The sequence below is a fragment of the Curtobacterium sp. B18 genome (assembly GCF_000333375.1).
In the GTDB taxonomy this organism is placed as follows: Bacteria; Actinomycetota; Actinomycetes; order Actinomycetales; family Microbacteriaceae; genus Curtobacterium.
On sequence record NZ_BACZ01000695.1, the window covers coordinates 1 to 19,005 of the forward strand.

Consider the following 19,005-nt stretch of genomic DNA (forward strand, 5'->3'; position numbering starts at 1 on the left):
TCGACGGCTCCGCCGAGCGTTCGCGGACGGCGCCCGGACGGTGCTGCTGTGCAACCCGCACAACCCCCTCGGGCTGGTGCACACCCGGGACGACCTGGCCGCCCTCGCCCGGCTCGCCGCCGAGTGGGACGCGGTGGTCGTCTCCGACGAGATCCACGCACCGCTCGTGCACGCGGATGCGACCTTCACGCCGTTCCTCGACTCGTGCCCCGAGGCCGCCGACCTCGGCGTCGCGCTGACCAGCGCGAGCAAGGCCTGGAACCTCGCGGGGACGAAGTGCGCGCTCATGGTCGGTGCCTCGGACCGGGCGCGAGCGTGGTTCGACGGCATGCCGACCGAGGTGGTGGAGCGCACCGGGATCCTCGGGTACACCGCGAGCGTTGCGGCGTTCAGCGAGGGCGGGCCCTGGCTCGCGTCGCTGCTGACCGAGCTCGCCGCGAACCGCCGCACCCTGGCCGAGCGCATCGGTGCGGTGCTGCCCGGTGCCGGCTACCGGCAGCCGCAGGCTTCCTACCTGGCGTGGCTCGACCTGCGCGCGCTGCCGTGGGGCGACGACCCCGCCGCACACCTCGTCGACGAGGCGAAGGTGGCGCTCAGCAGCGGCCCGGACTTCGGTCGGCAGGGAGCCGGCTTCGCCCGACTGAACTTCGGGTGCTCGGCCGAGACCCTCGACGAAGGACTCAGCCGCCTGCACACCGCGTGGTCGCGGCGCACGGGCGGCTGAGCCGGGGACTCACTCGAACAGCTGCCAGGCCGGCTTGTTCGCGTACGTGTAGCGGTAGTAGTCGGCGAGCGTGAGCCCCGCGGCGGCTTCCTCGTCGACGACGACGGTCGCGTGCTCGTGCAGCTGCAGCGCCGAGCCCGGGACGAACGACGACAGCGGACCCTCGACCGCGGCGGCCACGGCGTCGGCCTTCGACGAACCCTGGGCGACGAGGACGAGCTCGCGAGCATCGAGGATGGTGCCGAGCCCCTGCGTCATGCAGTGCGTCGGGACCTGGTCGAGGCTGTCGAAGAACCGGGCGTTCGCCTCACGCGTGGACGGGGCGAGCGTCTTGATGCGCGTGCGGGACGCGAACGAGGACGTCGGTTCGTTGAACCCGATGTGCCCGTTCGCGCCGATCCCGAGGATCTGCACGTCCACCCCGCCGGCGGCCCGGATGGCGGCGTCGTACTCCTTCGCCGCGAACTCGAGGTCGTCGGCGCGACCGTCCGGGACCCGGACGCGGGAGGGTTCGAACCCGAGCGGGTCGATGACGTCGCGCTGGATCACCGAGGCGTAGGACTCGGGGTGCTCGAGCGGGATGCCGACGTACTCGTCGAGCGCGAAGGCGCGGGCCTCGGCGAACGAGATCTCCCCCGCCTCGACGCGACGTCGCAGGTCGGCGTAGATGCCCTGCGGGCTGGACCCGGTGGCGACTCCGATGACGGCGGACGGCTTCTTCGCGACGACGGAAGCAATCTTGGGCGCGGCGACGCCAACGAACTCAGCCGGCGTGGGCAGGATGATGATCTCCACGGTGACAGCCTACTGGTCATGACCAGTCCGCGACAGGGAGCGGTGTCGGTAGCGTGGCGGCATGCCCACGCCTGACTTCGTCCTGTCCCTCCGCTCGAAGATCGGGAACGACCCGCTCTGGCTCACCGGGGTCACCGCCGTCGTGACGCGCGGCGAGGGCACTGATCGCGAGCTGCTCGTCGTCCGCCGGGCCGACAACCTCGCCGTCACGCCGGTGACCGGCATCGTCGATCCGGGTGAGGAGCCCGCCGTCGCCGCGGAGCGCGAGGTGCTCGAGGAGGCGGACGTCGTCGCGGTCGCCGAACGCCTGGCGTGGGTGCAGGTCCTGCCGGAGATGACCTACCCGAACGGTGACCGGGCGCAGTACCTCGACCTCGTGTTCGCCTGCCGGTACGTGTCCGGCGACCCGTTCCCCGCCGACGGCGAGAACACCGAGGCCTTCTGGGCACGGCTCGATGCCCTGCCCGAGATGCCCGCGACCATGCGGGCACGCATCGACGCGGCCCTGTCCGACGACCCGGCCACGCGCTTCCAGCGCTGACTGCTCGGACAGGAGGCGCGGTGCCAGCCCGCACCGCGCCTCCCGTCCGCAAGTGCGCAGCCGAGTCTCGCGCAGGCGGACGGTTTCGCGGTCGGAGCGTCGCGGAACTGTCCGCCCAGCCGAGACTCGGTCTCGCCGGGGCAGCCCGTCGCCGCTCCGCGAGCGGCGTGGCTCGTCGGTGCTACGCGAGCGGGGCGACCGCGACAGGGGCGCCGAGCAGCCGCACGGCGACGGCCTCGCCGGCCAGGCGGCGGTCCCCGACCTCGTGCTGCACCGTCACGACCGTGTCGTCGTCGAGCCGGACCGTCGTCCGTCGGATCGACCCCAGGAAGCTGGACGCGACGACCGTGCCGGTGACGCCCTCCGACGCGAAGGCGACGTCCTCCGGGCGGACGTAGGCGAGGACCGGGCCGTCCGGTGCCGCGGCGTCGAGTGCCGGCACACGGAACCCGTACACGAACACGTCCCCACCGCGCAGGTCGCCGCGGAGGCGGTTCGACTGCCCGACGAAGTCCGCCGTGAACGCCGACGACGGGGAGCGGTAGAGCTCCTCCGGCGTGCCGATCTGCTCGATGCCGCCGGCGTTCATCACCGCGATGCGGTCCGAGACGGCGAGCGCCTCCTCTTGGTCGTGGGTGACGAACACGGTCGTGATGCCGAGGTCGCTCTGGATGCGCCGGATCTCGTCGCGCAGGGACACCCGCACCTTGGCGTCGAGGGCCGACAGCGGCTCGTCGAGCAGGAGCACGCGGGGCCGGGTGACGAGTGCCCGGGCGAGGGCGACGCGCTGCTGCTGCCCACCGGAGAGCTGGTGCGGGTACCGGTCGGCGAACTCGGCGAGGTGCACCATGTCGAGCGCGTCGATGACCTGCTCGCGGCGGGCGGCGGCCGGCACACGGCGCATCTCGAGGCCGAACGCCACGTTCTGCCGGACCGTCATGTGCGGGAACAGCGAGTACTGCTGGAACACCATGCCGATGTCCCGCTTGTTGACCGGGGTGTCGGCGACGTCCTGACCGTCGATGCGGATCGACCCGGCGTCGATGCCCTCGAGGCCCGCGAGCGCCCGGAGCGCGGTCGTCTTGCCGCACCCGGACGGGCCGAGCAGCGAGACGAACTCACCGGGTTCGATACGGAGCGACAGCCCGGCGAGGGCACGGTGCGCGCCGTAGTGCTTCTCGACGCCGTCGAGTTCGACGATCGCGCCGTCGGTCGCGAGCGATGCCGGGGCGGCGGGGGCGGTGACGGTCATGCGGACTCCTTCGGGGCACGGCGGCGGGAGCCGACCCGGCCGATGAGGACGAGCAGCACGAATCCGAAGACGAGTGCGGCGAGCGAGAAGATCGCGGCGACGTAGGGGTCGGTCGACTGCACGAGCAGGAGCGCGGTCTGGAACGTCGTGCGGGAGAGGAACGAGGCGAGGGTGTACTCACCGAGGACGACCGTGATCGTCAGGAAGCAGGCGGCCGTGATGCCGCGACGGAGGTTCGGCAGGAGCACCCGCCACGTCACGGTCCACCACGAGGCGCCGAGCGATCGGGCAGCCTCGGAGAGCACCGACATGTCCATCGCGGTGATGGCCGCGGCGATCGGTCGGAACGCGAAGGGCAGCGCGATGATGCCGATCGCGAAGGACAGCGTCCACGCGTCCGAGCCGAAGACCTGCGCGACGACCTGGTACACGGGGATGAACCCGACGACGAGGACGACCACGGGTACGGTGATCGGCACGATGCACACGAACTCGAGGACCCGGCGGAGCCTCGGGTACCGCAGGGCCGTGATGATCTGGGCCGGCAGCAGCACGAGCAGCACGATCGCCACGGTGATGAGCGCGATGAGCAGCGAGGCGCCGAGCCCGTCGAACACCGGCTGGTAGGTCGCCGCGTTCACCGGGTCGACGAGTGCCGTGTAGTGCGCGAGCGTCAGGCTGCCGTCGGTCCCCTGGCGGAAGGTGAACTGCGCGAGGGCGACGAGCGGGACGGCGAACACGAGGCCGATCACGACGAGCACGATCGCGGCGGTGACCCGCGACGGGGCCGCGCCGAAGCGGCCGACGCGGGTCGCGCCTCCCGTCCGTCGCGGCCGGACCGTGCGCCCGCCGGTGGCCGCGCTCATCGCTGCCACCGCGCTGCGCGACGCTGCAGCAGCGAGTAGGCGCCCATCACCAGGGCCATCACGACGACCATGCCGAAGGCGAGCACGCCGGCGACGTTCTGCAGCCCGATGATCGTCTCGCTGGTGAGCTGGGTCCGGATCGTCAACGGCACGATCCCGCCCTGGGAGATGAGCGCCGCAGCCGTGGCGAACGACGAGAACCCGTTCGCGAAGAGGAGCAGCAGCGATCCCCAGAACGCCGGCGCGAGCACGGGCAGCGCGATCCGTCGCCAGTAGGTCGCGCGCGACGCCCCGAGGGTGGCGGCTGCCTCGCCCCACTGGGCCTTGACGCCCTCGAGGGCCGGCATGAACGTGAGGACCATCAGCGGCACCTGGAAGTAGACGTAGGGGATGACGAGCCCGGGCACCGTGTACAGGAAGGTGCCGTCGGCGTTGAGGTCGATGTGCAGGGCGGAGACCAACCAGGTGGTGACGAGTCCCTGCGCCCCGATCGTGGCGATGAACGCGAACGCGAGCATGACACCGCCGAACTGGGCGAGGACGCTCGCGGCCGCGTCGATCATCGACCGGACGAGACCGTCCGGTCGGAGCGCGGCGAGCGCCCAGCACACGACGGCTCCGAGGACGGCGCCGATCACGGCGGACACGGCGGACAGACCGAACGAGCCCCCGAAGGCGCGGAGCACCGACGGGTCGGCGAACGCGGCGAGGTTCGCGAAGGTGAACGCGCCGCTGCTCGTGAAGAAGCCACTGCCGACCGCGATCACCGCGGGGACGGCGAGGAACAGCAGGACGTAGACGGCGAACGGGGTGAGGCCGAGCCACGCGACGCCGCCGCGGCGCCGGATACGGGGTCCGGCGGCGCGGCGGGCGGTGGCATCGGCGGTCGTCGCCGGAGGGGTGGCCGCGGTCGTCGCGGCGGGTCCGGCAGGGACGGGTGCCGGAGCGGTCCCACGGCCGGGTGCCCCGACGAGCGGGTTCCCACCGGCGCCCGGTGCCGATGCGGTGGTCATGCTGCTCAGGAGCCCATCGTCGAGGCCCACTTGGCCGACAGCACCTTGGCCGCGGCGGTGGCCTGCTCGTCGGTCAGCTCGACGGAGTCCTTCGGCGCACCACCTGCGGCGTCGAGGGCGTCCTGGTCGACCTTGCCCGACTTCTCGAGCGCGGCCAGGGTGGACGGGAAGGCTCCGGCCTGGAGGTACAGGTTCTGCACGTCCGGGCTCGCGATGTACTCCTGCCAGAGGCGCGCGGCGGCCGGGTGCGGGGCGTCCTTGTTGATCGCCTGCGAGTAGTACGAGGCGAGGGCCTGTCCCTCGGGGACGACGGTCTTCCAGTTCTTGTTCCCGGAGGCACCGGCGGCCGGGCCCCATGCGAGGTTGTTGTACGACCACTGGATGACGACGGGGGTCTCACCCGAGGCGACCGTCGCCTGCGTCGGCAGCACGTTCTGGAAGTTGCCGGCCTGCTTCAGCTTGCCGAAGTACTCGACACCCTTGGTGATGTCGTCGGCCGAGCCGCCGTTCTCGAGCGCCGCGAGGTACACCGCCGAAGCGGCCTGGTTCGCCTGCGTCGGGTCACCCGAGATCGCGACCTTGCCCTTGTACTCGGAGCCGAGCAGGTCGTCGAGGTCCTTCGGGGCGTCCGTGATCTTCGACGAGTCGTAGCCGATCGACATCAGGCCGGTGTAGTCGCGGGTCCAGGCGCCGTCCGCGTCCTTGAGGTTCGAGGGGATGTCGCTCCAGTTCGCGACCTTGTAGTCGGTGAGCAGGTCGAGGTTCTGCTGCAGCACGGCGTTGCCGAGGTCGAGCACGTCGGGCGCGGTCGACTGGCCCTTCTGCGACTTCACGGCGGCGACCTCGTCGGCGCTCGAGCCGTTCGGGTTCGCGGAGTTGATCTTGATGCCGTACTTCTTGGTGAAACCGTCGATGATCTTGCCGTAGTTGGCCCACGACGGCGGCAGCGCGATGACGTTGAGCTGCCCCTCGGCCTTGGCGGCCTTCACGAGGGCGTCCATGCCCCCGGCGGACTCGGCGCTCGTGGCGGTCTTCCAGTCGGTGTCGTCCTTGGTGGTGCTGGCCGAGCTCGTGGCCGAGCAGCCGGCGAGGGTGACGATGGCGGCGGCGGCCAGGGCGATGCCGGCGAGGGTGCGCTTGTGCTGCACGGGGTGTGCCTTTCGGGTGATCGGGACGGACCCGGGATCCGGGTCCTGGACGATCGTGGACGCGGCCGGTTTCCGACCAGTGCTGCCGTGGTGAACGGTGGCGGAACAGCGGGTGCGGCTGTACGGTCTCGACTGTCGGCAAGGGTGCCGGCCCGGTCCGGCACAGTCCAGGAGGCACGCATGCAGTTCACGACGACCGTCCTGCAGGCGCGGAAGACGGCGACCGGTCTGCCGGTCCCGTCCGACGTCGTCGAGGCGCTGGGCGCGGGGCGCCGACCACCGGTGGTGGTCACCCTGAACGGCGCCTACACGTACCGTTCGTCGATCGGCGTGATGGCCGATCAGTCCCTCGTCCCGCTGTCGGCGGAGCACCGCGCCGCGTCGGGGGTCGCGGCCGGCGACACGGTCGAGGTCACCATCGAGGTCGACGCGCAGCCGCGGGTGATCGAGGTGCCGGAGGACCTGGCGACGGCCCTGCACGAGGCCGGAGTCCGGGGCGCGTTCGACACGCTCTCGAACTCTCGGCAGCGGGCCCTCGTCGACCCGGTCGAGCAGGCGAAGGCCCCGGAGACCCGGCAGCGCCGGATCGAGAAGGCCCTCGAGGCCCTGCGCGCCTGACCCTCGGGCGCGCCGCCGGGCGTACCTGGTCGCTTCGGGCGTACTTGCTCGTTTCGGGCGTACCTGGTCGAAAGTTTCGGGCAGGTACGCCCGGAAACACCTTGCATCGCGGACGCTCTGGGAAAGAACGAGCAGCGTTGAACACCGAGCGGGCTCACCGGTTCGGTGTGGGCGCGGGGTGTCGAGCGCTCCGCACCGGTCGGATCGCGCACGGGAGACCCGCGGCACGGAACCGGACCGCCAGTGCGTCGAGGTCGAACAGCTCGCGCCACTCGACGCGGAGGACCGTTCGAACGCCCGGCACGGTGAGCAGGCGGGCATGACGACGTTTCTCGTCCAGGAACACCTCGGTCTGGTCGCGTCCGCCGAGGTACCGCTCTTGCGTGTACTTGGCGCGTCCGTCGATCTCGATGACGACCCCCTCGTCCGGGAACCAGAAGTCGACGGCGAACCGACGACCTCCGACCACGAACTCCTGCTGCAGCACGGGCACGGGCAGCCCGAGCTCGCGGAAGACCACGCGCGCGAGGGACTCCGCCGGCGAACCCGATCGTGCGTCGGCGAGGTCGACGACCTGTGCGGCGCGTGCCCGCCCCCGGGCGCTCGGGTGCACGGCTCGCCAGAGGTCGTCTCGCCCGATGCCGCTGCGGAGCGCCGCGTCGGCCACGACGACACCGGTCCGCAGGTCGTCCGTCATCGCGATGTCGATGACGGTCCGCGGGACCGTGGTGATCGCGAGGTCGCCCGCTCGGATCCGGTCGGCGGCGGACACCGGACGGGTGTGCAGGACCAGTTCCGACGTCCGGGCGCGGTACATCGACTCCGGCACGGTCGCGTGGACGGGCATGCTCCACCCGCCGAGCGAGGGCAGCCCGTGCACCGCGGCGGCAACGCGTGGGAGATGGTCGCCCGCGTGCCGAGCCGACCGAGCCGCGCGAACACACGAGTGACGTACCGCTGCCGGGGCCCGGCGGCGTCCCAGGCTGCGCCGTCGACGAAGGCGTTCGGCCCCGCACGGACGAGCCGACCGGCGCCGCGCAGCCGTGTCCGTCGGCGCAGGGTGCTGGCGTCGAGGCCGGCTTCGCGGGTGGTGGAGGCCCGGAGGATGGGCAGCGGTTCGTCCATGCACGCGACGATGCCCGACCAGCCACGCGCTCAGCAGGCCGGCGTCGTGAACTGTGGACGCGCCTCCAGGCCCGCCCTGGTGTGGAGGAGTGAACGTTCCTTCCCATGACGGGCGCGATCCCTGACGGAATCGGGCGTACCTGGTCGGAACTTTCGACCAGGTACGCCCGATTCGACCACCTACGCCCGGAACGACCGGGTACCAGCACCCGCCAGCGCAGCACGGCGCCGGACGGGACGCACCCGAGTCCCGTCCGGCGCCGCGGTCTCCCTCGCCGGCCCCGCTGCCTCAGGCCCGGCGTACCCGCAGGGTGACGATCTCGAAGGGTCGGAGCGTGAGCACGACCGGCTCCCCCGACTCCCACGAGTCCCCCAGCCCACGTTCCAGCAGGTCCACCGCCGTCACCGTGGCGACGTCGAACCCGAAGTCGACGCCGACGTCGGCAGCCCGCCCTCCGGACGCCTCGTAGAGCCGCACGACGACGTCACCGGAGCGGTCCTCGGCGAGCTTCACCGCCTCCACGAACACCTGCGGCGACGACACCGTGACGAGCGGGTCGACCGTGGTCGTCCCCTCGACCGTGCGCACCGGCAGGTTGAGCCGGTAGCCGCTGTCGGCGGCGTCGAGGACCGACGCGCCCACCCGCAGCACGGTGCGGAACACGTGGTGCCCCTGGTCGGCGTGCGGGTCCGGGAACGTCGGGGCGCGCAGCAGCGACTCGCGGACGAGCGTCGTGGTCCCGCCGTCGGCCCGGGTGGTCCGGGTGATGTCGTGCCCGTAGGTGGAGTCGTTCGCGACGGCGACACCGAACCCCGGCTCGGCGACGTGCACCCAGCGGTGGGCGCTCGTCTCGAAGCGGGCCATGTCCCACGAGGTGTTCTGGTGCGTCGGGCGGTCGATGTGCCCGAACTGGATCTCGCTCGAGGCCGACGACGCACGGACGTCGAGGGGGAACGCGAGCTTGAGCAGCTTCTGCCGCTCGTGCCAGTCCACCTCGGTCTCGATGGTCAGCTCGGCCTCGCCGTCGACCGCCGAGTACCGGGTGGTGATCGACGACGACCCGAAGGTCCGCTGCACGACGAGCGACGAACCGTCGACCTCGACCGAGGACGCCGCGAGCACCGTGCCGTTGCGCTGGTAGGCACGGTCGATGTCCCACGCCTCCCACTGGTTCGGGGTGTCGCGGAACACGGTGTACTCGGCGGCCGCCGCACCGGGTGCGACGGCATCGCGTCCGGTCGCGTGGTCGACGAGCGACACGACGTGACCGGCGGCGTCGACGGTCGCCGTGACGACGCCGGTGTCGAAGACGAAGTGGTCGCCGTTCCGGACGGGAGGCACGGCTCGCGGTGCCGGGGCGAGCGAACCACCCAGGGCGGTTGCGTCCCCCGCGGTGACGGGCGAGGCGTTGAAGCGCACGACGTTCCCGGACGAGCCGCTCCCGCCGACGGCGTCGGCGCCGGACGGAGCGTCGAGCAGCGCACTGCCGCCGCCGGCCACCGTCGACGACGACGCCCCGACCCCGGCGAGCGCCGCGGCCCCGCCGTTCGCGAGCGCCGTCGTGGCGTTGCCGATCAGCCCCTCGAGGACGCGGGCGACCTCGGCGTAGTTCGCCTCCGCGTTCTCGTAGACCCAGGCGATCGAGGACCCCGGCAGGATGTCGTGGAACTGCTGCAGCAGCACCGTGTGCCAGGCCTCCTCGAGCTCCTCGTACGGGTAGTCGAGCCCGAGGCGGACGGCCGCGGTGGACGCCCAGAGCTCGGCCTCGCGGAGCAGGTGCTCGGAGCGCCGGTTGCCCTGCTTCGTCCGGATCTGCGACGTGTACGTGCCGCGGTGGAACTCGAGGTACATCTCTCCGGACCACACCGACGGCGTCGGCAGGGTGGCCTCGATCTCCTCGAAGACCTGCGCCGGGGTGCCGAGGTCGACCCGGGGCGATCCGTCGAGGTCGTGCTGGCGCCGTGCCGCTGCGACCATCTCGCGGGTGGGGCCGCCACCGCCGTCGCCGAAGCCGTACAGGAGCATCGACGTGTTGGCGACGCCGCGCTCCTTGTTCTGCCGCTCGCCGCGGTGCAGGTCGGCGGGCGAGACGTCCGAGTTGTAGGTGTCCGCCGGGGGCAGGTGGGTGAGGACGCGGGACCCGTCGATGCCCTCCCAGTGGAAGGAGGTGTGCGGGATGACGTTCGTCTCGTTCCACGAGGGCTTCTGCGTGACGAACCACTTCGAGCCCGCGGCGCGGACGATCTGGGGCAGCGCGCCCGAGTAGCCGAACGAGTCCGGGAGCCAGGCCTCGGGGGTGTCGATGCCGAACTCCTCGAGGAAGAACCGCTTGCCGGCGACGAACTGCCGGGCGAGGGCCTCGCCGCCGGGGAGGTTCGTGTCCGACTCGACCCACATGCCGCCGACCGGGATCCACCGGCCCTCGGCGACGCGCTGCTTGATGCGGGCCCAGATCGACGGGTAGCCGTCACGGATCCAGGCGTACTGCTGGGCGGACGAGCACGCGAACGTGAAGTCCGGGTCGCGGTCCATCAGGTCGAGCACGTTCGAGAAGGTGCGGGCGCACTTGCGGATCGTCTCGCGCACCGGCCACAGCCAGGCCGAGTCGATGTGCGCGTGGCCGACCGCGACGGCGCGACCGGCGGACCCGGACGCCCCGACGGCCAACAGCGGCGCGAGCACGGCCCGGGCGTCGGCCGCGGTGCCGGCGACGTCGTCGGGGTCGAGGGCGTCGGCGGCACGCTCGAGGCCGCGCAGCAGGTCCGCGCCACGCGTGCCGTCCGTGGGGAGCTCCCCCATCAGGCCACGGAGCACCCAGAAGTCCTGCTGGAGTTCCCACACGGTGTCGTCGCGCTCGACGAGTTCGATGCGGCGGACCCGGTAGATCGGGTCCGATCCGGCGGTGGACTTCGAACCGAGCGGCGTCGCGCCCTGGAACGAGTCGCCGCCGATGTCGGGGTTGGCGGCGGCCTCGACGTAGAGCTCGAAGGACTCGCCGGGCCCGACCTCGAGCGGCACGGTGTCGTTGTGCGGCTCGATGCCCTTGATCGTCGTGCCGTCCGGACGCCATGCGAGCCCCTCGGCCTGGAAGCCGGGGTTGCGCTTGGTGAAGCCGAGGTCGACGAGGAGCTCGGCGGTGGTGCCGGGCGCGGTGCCGAAGTCGGCCGGGACGGTGCCGCGGATCCGGAACCACGTCGTGCCCCAGGGCTTCCCGCCCCAGGCGCCGCCGTCGAACGGCGTGTAGTCGGCGGCGACGGCGGTGGCGAAGGGCACCGGTTCGTCCGGCACCTGCCAGGCGTCGATCGTGACCGGGGCCGAGCGGCGGTGCACGGCGGGGTCGATGCGGTCGCGGACCAGTCGGGCGATCCGGGCGTGGACGAGCGGTTCGTCGGAGTGCATGGAGGGATTCCTTCCCAGCAGGTGGGCCGGCGGCGCGGCCCGGCGAGGGGCCGACGGCGCGGCCCGCGGACGGGTGTGTCAGCCCTTGATGCCACCGGCGAGGGCGTTGCCGCCGCCGAGGCCCCGGGACACGAGGACGTAGAGGGCGATGACCGGTACGGAGTACACGATCGAGAACGCGGCGAGCTGCCCGTAGGCGACGGCGCCGTTCTGGCCGAAGAAGTTGAAGATGCTCACCGCGGCGGGCACCTTGTCGGGCGAGAGGAGCAGCACGAAGGGGACGAAGAAGTTCCCCCAGGCCTGGATGAACACGAAGATGAACACCACGGCGATGCCCGGGCGCATGAGCGGGATGACGATCCGCCACAGCGTGGTGAGCATCGAGGCGCCGTCGGTCCACGCCGCCTCCTCGAGCGAGATCGGCACCGAGTCCATGAAGTTCTTCGCCATCCAGATGGCCATCGGCAGGCTGGTCGCGGCGAGGAAGAAGATGCAGCCCCACACGTTGTCGATGAGGTTCAGCGACACGAACAGCGCGTAGACGGGGACCATCATCGCGGTGATCGGCAGGCCGGTGCCGAACAGGATGCTGTAGAGGAACGGCTTGTTCACCCGCATCTTGTACCGGGACAGCGGGTAGGCGGCGAGGATCGCGACGACGACCGTGACGACCGCCGTGCCGCCCGAGAGCAGCAGGCTGTTCCCGAGCGGGATGAACGACAGGTCCGGTGTGAGCACCTTCGCGAAGTTGTCGAGCGTGAACTGCGTCGGCATCTTCACGGACAGCGACGCCTGCGTGTCGAGCGAGGCGAGCACGAGCCAGAGCAGCGGCACGGCGAAGCACACGGCGATGACGAGCAGCACGACGTTCGACACCCAGCGCATCGTGCGGCCGCGCGGCGAGGTCATGTGCAGCGCACCGGGGGCGGTCACCGCGCGGGTGGCGTTCGAGACCGGACGGTCAGCGGTGAGGGCCATGGTCAGTCCACCTCCGGCTTCAGTGCCTTGATGTAGATGATCGAGAAGACCGCGCCCACGATGAGCAGGATCGTGGCGATCGCCGTCCCGAAGCCGAGCTGCGAGAACTTGAACGCCTCCTGGTACGCCAGGATCGGCAGCGTCGACGAGTTCGTGCCGGGGCCGCCGCCGGTCATCACGAAGATGAGCGTGAACACCGACAGCGTCTGCAGCGTCGTCAGCATGAGGTTCGTCGAGATCGACCGCCGGATGACCGGGAGCGTGATGTACACGAGGCGCTGCCAGCCGGCGGCACCGTCGACCTCGGCGGACTCGGTGATCTCCTCGGGGACCTCCTGCACGGCGGCGGAGTAGACGAGCATCGAGAACGCCGTCCCGCGCCAGATGTTCGCGAGGATGACCGCGAGCATCGGGTACGTGTACAGCCAGTTCGGCCCGGTGATCCCGATGGTCTTCAGGAACTCGTTGAGCGTGCCCTCGTCGTTGAAGAACGCGTACGCGGCGAACGACGCGACGATCTCGGGGAGCACCCACGCGGCGACGACGAACGTGCCGACGATGGACCGGATGACCTTGTTGGCGCTCCGCATGAGGAGGGCCAGCCCGAGACCGAGCACGTTCTGGCCGACGACGGCGGAGGCGAGCAGGAAGACGATGGTGAGGATGACGGACTTCGGGAAGTCCGGGTCCTGGAAGAGCTCGACGTAGTTCTTCAGCCCGACGAACTGCTGGTCGGAGGCACCGACGCCGGTGAGGGCGGAGTTGGTGAACGACCCGTAGAACGACGAGATGACGGGGCCGAGCAGGAAGATGACGAGGAGGACGACGGCGGGCAGGAGGGGGACGGCCCGTCCGACGTTCCGCAGCGGCTTCCGCTTGCGCGGGACCGGCGGATCGGTGCGCTTCGGCGCACCGGGCGCCGACAGGGTCGGCGCGAGGGGGGTGCTGGACACGGTTGGTTGCCTTCCGGGTGCGGAGAGGGTTCCGAAGGTGGGTGGCGACGGACGGGAGGCGCGGCGCACGACGCGAGCCGCGCCTCCAGTCCGTCAGGTGGTGACGAGCGTCAACCGGCGGAGACGGTGTTGTCCTTGCCGACGACCTGTTCGACGGCCGTGTCGTACGCGGCAGCCGCCTGCTTCGGTGTCTGCTGCCCGGTCATGACCGACTCCATCGCGACCTGGATCGCGTTCGAGACCTGCGAGTAGTCGCTCGTCGCCGGGCGGAAGTTGGTGTGTTCCACCAGCCCGGAGAAGAACTTGAACGTGGGGTTCGCGTCGGTGTAGGCGCTGTCCTCGGCGACGTCCTTGCGCACGGCGATCTGGCTGTTCTCGGTGTCGTACTTCAGCGAGCCGTCCTTGTCGAGGAACTTCGTGATGAAGTCGAACGCGGCCTGCGGGGCCTTCGAGTTCTTGCCGATCGCGAGCGTCCAACCACCCGACATGGAGTTGTAGCCGGGCTCCTGACCGTTCTGCGTCGGGAACGCTGCCTGGCCCATCACGTCGTTCCACTCAGCCCACGGCGCGGTGCCGGTCTTCAGCCACGTGCCGGACTGCCACGAGCCGTCGAGGTCGATCGCGAGCTTGCCCTGGGGCAGCCACGTCTGCGCGATGGTCGTGCCGACGTTCGTGTCGAGCGCCTGCTGCGGTGTCGGGCCGAGGCCGCCCTGGTAGACGTCCTTCACGAACTGCAGCGAGTCCTGGAACTGCTTCGAGCCCGTGACCCACTTCTTGTCCTTGTAGAGCGTGTTGCCGGAACCGTCCGCCCCGTACAGGAGCATCTCGAAGCCCTGCATGGTCGAGGCCTCGCCCTGCGCCTTGCCCGAGTAGATGTTGAACGGGATGACGCCGGAGTCCTTCTCCTTGATGGTCTTCGCCGCGGCGAGGACGTCGTCCCAGGTCTTCGGCTGCCACGGGACCGGCAGGCCGACCTTCTTGAAGATGTCCTTGTTGTACCAGAGGGCCCGGGTGTCAGTGCCCATCGAGACGCCGTAGGTCTTGCCGTCGACACCCTCGCCGGCCTGCTTGGCGTTGTCGTAGAACTGGTCCCAGTCCTTCCACTTGGCCACGTACTCGTCGAGCGGCAGGAGGTACCCGGCCTGGGCGTCGGCCTTGATGAGGAAGGTGTCCTCGTACATGACGTCCGGTGCGGTGGCCGGCGCCTTGTTCATGAGCGCGAGCTTCGTGTAGTAGTCGTTGCCCTGCGCTTGGATCGGCACGAGGGTGACCTTCTTGCCCGGGTACTCCTTCTCGTACTCCTTCTTGACGACCTTCATCTGGGCGTCGAGCTGCTGGAAGGCGCCGAACTTCTGGTAGGCGATCTTGATGGTGTCGCTCGAGGCAGACCCTGAGCTGGAACAACCCGCCAGTCCGACCGCGGCGACTGCCACGGCTGCGAGACCGGCGATGATTCGGGTGCGGCGTTTCATCGGTGCTCCTTTGCACGGGATGTTCGCGGGCTCCGTCACCCGCGCGCAGGATTACTCCACCGTATTTACTTATCCGTGTCAAGAGCCTGTTCGTGTCGATTCGGTCACGCTCCCTCGCGGCTCAGACCGGGGTGGCGCCTCCGGTCACGGTGATGCCGCCGGTCGCCGGGACGTCGACGAGCAGCACGCTCGGCCGCCCGACGTGCCGTCCCTGTCGGATCACCACGCGGTCGTCGGGCTGGACCGCGCCGACCTCGCGGAGGTACGCGCCGGTCGACGCCGCCGCCGATCCCGTCGCCGGGTCCTCGGTGATCCGACCGGCCGGGAAGAGGTTCCGCGCCTCGTACTCCAGCGCGCCCGTCCGGTGCAGCACCGTGACCGTCCCCGCCCAGCCCGCCTCGCGCTTCAGGGCCGCGAGGGGCTCCGGGGCGAAGCGGAACTGGTGGAACAGCTCCACGTCGGCGAGGACGATCACCGGGTGCCAGTTCCCCGCGAAGGACTCGAGCACCGGGAAGTCCGGCGCGACGTCGTCGATCGTCAGGCCGAGCAGGGCGAACAGCCGATCGCGCAGGTCGGGATCGAGCGGACGGGACTCGGGAGGGACACTCGTCATGGCGACCTGGACGCTGCCGTCCGGGGCGGCCGTGGCGTCGAGGGCGATCTCGCCCGCGGCGGTCGTGAAGACCCGGCATCCGAGACCCTCGCGCTCGGCGAGCACGACCGCGGTGGCGATGGTCGCGTGACCGCAGAACGGGACCTCGGCCGCCGGCGAGAAGTACCGCACGTGGGCGCCCGCCTCGGTGCGCCCGGTGACGAAGGCGGTCTCGGGGTAGCCGACCTCCTGCGCGATCGCGAGCATGTCGTCGTCGGACAGGCCGGACGCGTCCAGGACGATGCCGGCGGGGTTGCCGCCCCCGGGCTCGGCGGCGAAGGCGGTGTAACGGAGGATCTCGGTGCGCACCCTCCGACGGTACCGCCGGGCGCTTGGCCTCGCCGGCGCGTGGGCCGCTGGTGCGCGGGCCGCTGGCGCGCGTTCGTGAGCAGGAACGGTCGGGTCCGCACCACGAACCCGACCATTCCTGCTCACCGGATCACTCCGAGGCGGGGGTCCCCCGGCGTCGTGCGGCCTGCGGACCCCGGTCAGGCCGGTCGGTCGAACCGCGCCCCGCGTTGGTCGGACGGCTGCGCCAGGAGCACCAGCAGCACGATGTTGCCGATCGGCACCAGGTAGAGCAGCACCCACCACCCCGAACGGCCCGAGTCGTGCAGGCGCCGGACCGCGATCGCGATCCAGGGCAGCGCGATGACGAGCAGGACGACGCCGTAGAGCCCGATGCCGATCTGCGCGATCGGTGGGAGGGAACCCAGCAGGTACCCCCACACCGGGAACGGGTTGAACGAGCGCATCGCGTCGTCGAGCATCGCCGAGTCGGCTGCACTCACCGGGCCCGGTCGCCACGTCACGATGCCGATTGCCCAAGGGATCTGCAGGGCCTGGACGATGAGGAACGACCACAGCGCCCACCACCAGAACTCCGGTCGTGCGGCGCGCCCCCGGAACACGGCGTAGCCGCGGAAGAACCGTGGGAACGCCGACACGAAGGTCGCACCGTGCCACGGCACGCCGACCGGGGGTTGGGTTGCTCGAGGCTCGGTCTGCACACGTCCTGCCTATCGAGGACACCTGAGCGCTGCTCGCGTCGGGCGTCCCCCGAAGCGGCGGGTGCGAACCCCGGGCGACATCGTCGCTGTCGTACGACGACCACGATGTCGCAACACCTCACCACAGGCCCCCACGCAGGTCGCCCACGCAGGTCGCCCGCGCAGGTCGCCCGCGCAGCGAGCGCTGCCCGGTGTCAGGCGACGCTGGCGTGCGTTCGTGAGCAGGAACGGTCGGGTCCGCGCCACGAACCCGACCATTCCTGCTCACCGGATCACTCCGAGGCGGGGGTCCCCCGGCGTCGACGGAGCACGAGCACGCCCGCACCGGCGACGAGCAGCAGGAACGCGGCGAGCGCGGCGACTCCGAGACCCTCGGCACCGGTGAACGCGAGCGCACCGGTGACCGGGTCGATCGTGATCGTCGTCCAGCCGAGCACCGTGCCGTCCTCGGCGGTCACCACGATGCGGTGTTGCCCCGCGGGGGCGTCGGCGGGGATGGTCGCCGTGACCGTGCCGTCCGCTGCGACCGTGGCGGTGCCGAGGAACGTCGGCGTGGAGAACATCCAGACGTGCACCTGCTGCCCGGCGTACCGGGTGCCGACGCCGACCGTGATGGTGTCGCCGGGGCGCGCGGTGGCCGGGGCGGTGAGCGAGCCGCGGTTCGCCTGGGTCAGGGACGCCTCGGAGGGCGCGACGGGCGATCCCGAGGGCGACGTGCTCGACCCGGGGGCCGACCCACCCGGCGCGGTGTCACCCGGCGCGGTGTCACCCGGCGCTGGCGTCGACCCGCCGCCCGGCGTGGGCGTCGGAGTCGGCGTCGGCGTCGTCCCGCCGTCACCCGGAGTCGACGAGTCGCACGGGTAGGTGCCGGTCCGGAGCGAGAACCCGTCCGTGTCGTTGTCGTCCGCGTAGAACGTCGCCCGCGCACCCTCGGTGCAGACGCCCGAGATCGCGAAGCCCTCGTTCGCCAGCGTCCGGTCCGCGTTCGTCGGCGCCTCGTACACGGTCGTGGCGGCGAAGGCCCCGTCGGTCACCTCGTACAGTGCCGTCCGGCCGGAGCAGGCGTCGTCGCACACCACCCAGAGCGCGTCGAGCGTCGGGTCGAACTGCACGTCGGCGACGACGGAGAACGGCGTCGCGATCGTCGCCACCCGCTGGAACCCGCCGTCGGACATCAGGGCGTACGCGTACACGCTCGCGGTGCCCTCGACGCCGACGAAGAACAGCCCGTCGCCGTGTCCGGCGTAGGTCGCCGGCGAGTACGCGGCGCCGGTGTGCTCGTCCGCGAAGCCGTGTGCGGTGAGCCACGAGTCCGGGATCCAGGTGACGCCCTCGAGGCCCGCGTTCGCCCCGAGCCCGGGGAAGTCCGCCGCGAGGTTCCACTCGTCGGTCGCGTTCAGCGTCGTCTGGGAGCCGTCGGTGGTCGCGAAGCGCAGCACCGCGGGACGGCTGGTCGCGGACACGTCGTTGTTCCGCTCGGTCGAGACGTACACGGCACCGGGGTCGTCGGAGGTGACGGTCACGCCCTCGGCGTCCGGCGTCCCGGAGCCGTCGGCGTAGTGGAGCTCGGTCCCGGCCGCGTTCGTCGGCGCCCAGCCGCCCGCCCCGTCCGACGTGAGGTGGTAGAGCAGCCCGTCGCCGTTCTGCACCGCCCAGAGCTGCCCCGCGGCCGACGCCGGAGTCGACGCCGATGCCGACGGCGTCCAGTCGATGCCGCTCAGGTCACCGGTGAAGGTGTCCTCGTCGTCGAGCACCCGCTCGTCCGGACCGCCGGGCCACGCCTCGGCGGTGACCACGCCGGCGAACCGGTTGGCGGCACCCTTGGTCGGTGCGGCCGTCTCGGCGAACGCCCCGGTGCCGTCGGGGTTCCGGCCGTACGTCGTCGCGGCGTGCGCCGTCCACGAGTACGAGTCGACGAGGGTCCCCCCGTGGGTCGAGGAGCCGTGCCGAGTCCGCCTTGCCGAGCCCGAACCCGAAGTCCTGCTCGTCGAGCACCGTGAAGCCACCGGGAGCGACGGTCGTGCCGGACGGGATCGCGTACACGTGCGCGTCGTCACTGTCCGAGAACACGTACCCGCCGAGGTCGACGGTCGTCGTCCCGGTGTTCGTCAGCTCCACCCAGTCACCCGGGGTGCCGCCGTCGGACTCCACCTCGTTGATGCGCACCGGCGAGGAGCAGTCGTTCGCCGCGCCCTTCGTCGACGCGGTCGTGTCCATGAGGGCACCGGTGCCGTCCGGGCAGCGCCCGTACGTGACCGCCGCGTGCGCCGTCCACGCGTACCGGAGCACCAGGTCGCCCGCCGGGTCGTAGACCCTGACGGTGTCGGCGCCGCCGAGCCCGAAGTCGAAGCCGGGAGCGGTCGCGGACAGCTGGTCGATGACGAAGTACCCGCCCGCGGCGATGGTCGAGCCGGTCGGCAGGACGTACGCCTCGTGGGAGCTGTCATCGTCGAGGAAC

17 protein-coding genes are annotated in these 19,005 nt (G+C 71.2%); 3 read left to right on the forward strand and 14 right to left on the reverse strand.

Annotated elements, in window-relative coordinates:
* Positions 1–724, forward strand: a 724-nt coding sequence (locus I5E_RS18540; RefSeq protein WP_022908306.1) for an aminotransferase class I/II-fold pyridoxal phosphate-dependent enzyme, incomplete at its 5' end; no start/stop codon positions are given.
* Between the two features lie 9 nt (positions 725–733).
* On the opposite strand, the gene nagB is transcribed toward I5E_RS18540, so the two are convergent.
* Positions 734–1,519 (reverse strand): glucosamine-6-phosphate deaminase, encoded by a 786-nt coding sequence (gene nagB / locus I5E_RS18545; protein ID WP_022908307.1) that lies wholly within the window; start codon positions 1,517–1,519, stop codon positions 734–736.
* A gap of 61 nt (positions 1,520–1,580) precedes the next feature.
* On the opposite strand from nagB, the gene I5E_RS18550 reads away from it, so the two are divergent.
* Positions 1,581–2,060, forward strand: a complete 480-nt coding sequence (locus I5E_RS18550) for an NUDIX hydrolase (protein WP_022908308.1) — start codon at positions 1,581–1,583, stop codon at positions 2,058–2,060.
* A 181-nt stretch (positions 2,061–2,241) separates the two neighbouring features.
* On the opposite strand, the gene I5E_RS18555 is transcribed toward I5E_RS18550, so the two are convergent.
* The 4 genes from I5E_RS18555 to I5E_RS18570 are packed head-to-tail and all read right to left on the reverse strand — an operon-like array spanning position 2,242 to position 6,339.
* Positions 2,242–3,312 carry an ABC transporter ATP-binding protein gene (locus tag I5E_RS18555; protein WP_022908309.1) on the reverse strand — a complete coding sequence of 357 codons (1,071 nt, stop codon included), beginning with the start codon at positions 3,310–3,312 and terminating at the stop codon, positions 2,242–2,244.
* Positions 3,309–4,178, reverse strand: coding sequence for an ABC transporter permease (locus I5E_RS18560; protein WP_022908310.1), 870 nt, complete (start codon positions 4,176–4,178; stop codon positions 3,309–3,311). The genes I5E_RS18555 and I5E_RS18560 overlap by 4 nt, the downstream gene beginning before the upstream one ends.
* Complete coding sequence (locus I5E_RS18565) at positions 4,175–5,191, reverse strand: ABC transporter permease (protein WP_083858055.1); 1,017 nt, start codon at positions 5,189–5,191, stop codon at positions 4,175–4,177. The genes I5E_RS18560 and I5E_RS18565 overlap by 4 nt, the downstream gene beginning before the upstream one ends.
* A 5-nt stretch (positions 5,192–5,196) precedes the next feature.
* Positions 5,197–6,339 carry an ABC transporter substrate-binding protein gene (locus tag I5E_RS18570; RefSeq protein WP_022908312.1) on the reverse strand — a complete coding sequence of 381 codons (1,143 nt, stop codon included), beginning with the start codon at positions 6,337–6,339 and terminating at the stop codon, positions 5,197–5,199.
* A 180-nt stretch (positions 6,340–6,519) separates the two neighbouring features.
* Between I5E_RS18570 and I5E_RS18575 the strand changes: the two genes are divergently transcribed.
* Positions 6,520–6,957 carry a YdeI/OmpD-associated family protein gene (locus I5E_RS18575; RefSeq protein ID WP_022908313.1) on the forward strand — a complete coding sequence of 146 codons (438 nt, stop codon included), beginning with the start codon at positions 6,520–6,522 and terminating at the stop codon, positions 6,955–6,957.
* Between the two features lie 154 nt (positions 6,958–7,111).
* Here I5E_RS18575 and I5E_RS18580 read toward each other — a convergent pair whose 3' ends face one another.
* From I5E_RS18580 to I5E_RS26090, 9 genes are all read right to left on the reverse strand, one after another.
* Complete coding sequence (locus I5E_RS18580) at positions 7,112–7,804, reverse strand: hypothetical protein (protein WP_148287048.1); 693 nt, start codon at positions 7,802–7,804, stop codon at positions 7,112–7,114.
* 567 nt (positions 7,805–8,371) lie between these two features.
* Positions 8,372–11,482, reverse strand: coding sequence for an alpha-mannosidase (locus tag I5E_RS18585; RefSeq protein ID WP_022908314.1), 3,111 nt, complete (start codon positions 11,480–11,482; stop codon positions 8,372–8,374).
* Positions 11,483–11,560: 78 nt separating this feature from the next.
* The gene (locus tag I5E_RS18590; protein WP_022908315.1) at positions 11,561–12,460 is read right to left on the reverse strand and encodes a carbohydrate ABC transporter permease; all 900 of its coding nucleotides are present in this window, start codon (positions 12,458–12,460) and stop codon (positions 11,561–11,563) included.
* 2 nt (positions 12,461–12,462) lie between these two features.
* Positions 12,463–13,413 (reverse strand): carbohydrate ABC transporter permease, encoded by a 951-nt coding sequence (locus I5E_RS18595; RefSeq protein ID WP_022908316.1) that lies wholly within the window; start codon positions 13,411–13,413, stop codon positions 12,463–12,465.
* Positions 13,414–13,523: 110 nt separating this feature from the next.
* On the reverse strand, positions 13,524–14,885 hold the full coding sequence (locus tag I5E_RS18600) for an extracellular solute-binding protein (protein WP_022908317.1): 1,362 nt from the start codon (positions 14,883–14,885) through the stop codon (positions 13,524–13,526).
* Positions 14,886–15,006: 121 nt separating this feature from the next.
* Positions 15,007–15,846, reverse strand: coding sequence for a PhzF family phenazine biosynthesis protein (locus I5E_RS18605; RefSeq protein WP_022908318.1), 840 nt, complete (start codon positions 15,844–15,846; stop codon positions 15,007–15,009).
* Positions 15,847–16,025: 179 nt separating this feature from the next.
* Positions 16,026–16,484 carry a DUF805 domain-containing protein gene (locus tag I5E_RS18610; protein ID WP_187290548.1) on the reverse strand — a complete coding sequence of 153 codons (459 nt, stop codon included), beginning with the start codon at positions 16,482–16,484 and terminating at the stop codon, positions 16,026–16,028.
* Positions 16,485–16,819: 335 nt separating this feature from the next.
* The gene (locus I5E_RS23920; protein WP_049973555.1) at positions 16,820–18,343 is read right to left on the reverse strand and encodes an esterase-like activity of phytase family protein; all 1,524 of its coding nucleotides are present in this window, start codon (positions 18,341–18,343) and stop codon (positions 16,820–16,822) included.
* The coding region (locus I5E_RS26090) for a lamin tail domain-containing protein (protein ID WP_222836490.1) at positions 18,270–19,005 on the reverse strand (736 nt) is incomplete at its 5' end. The genes I5E_RS23920 and I5E_RS26090, both read right to left, overlap by 74 nt.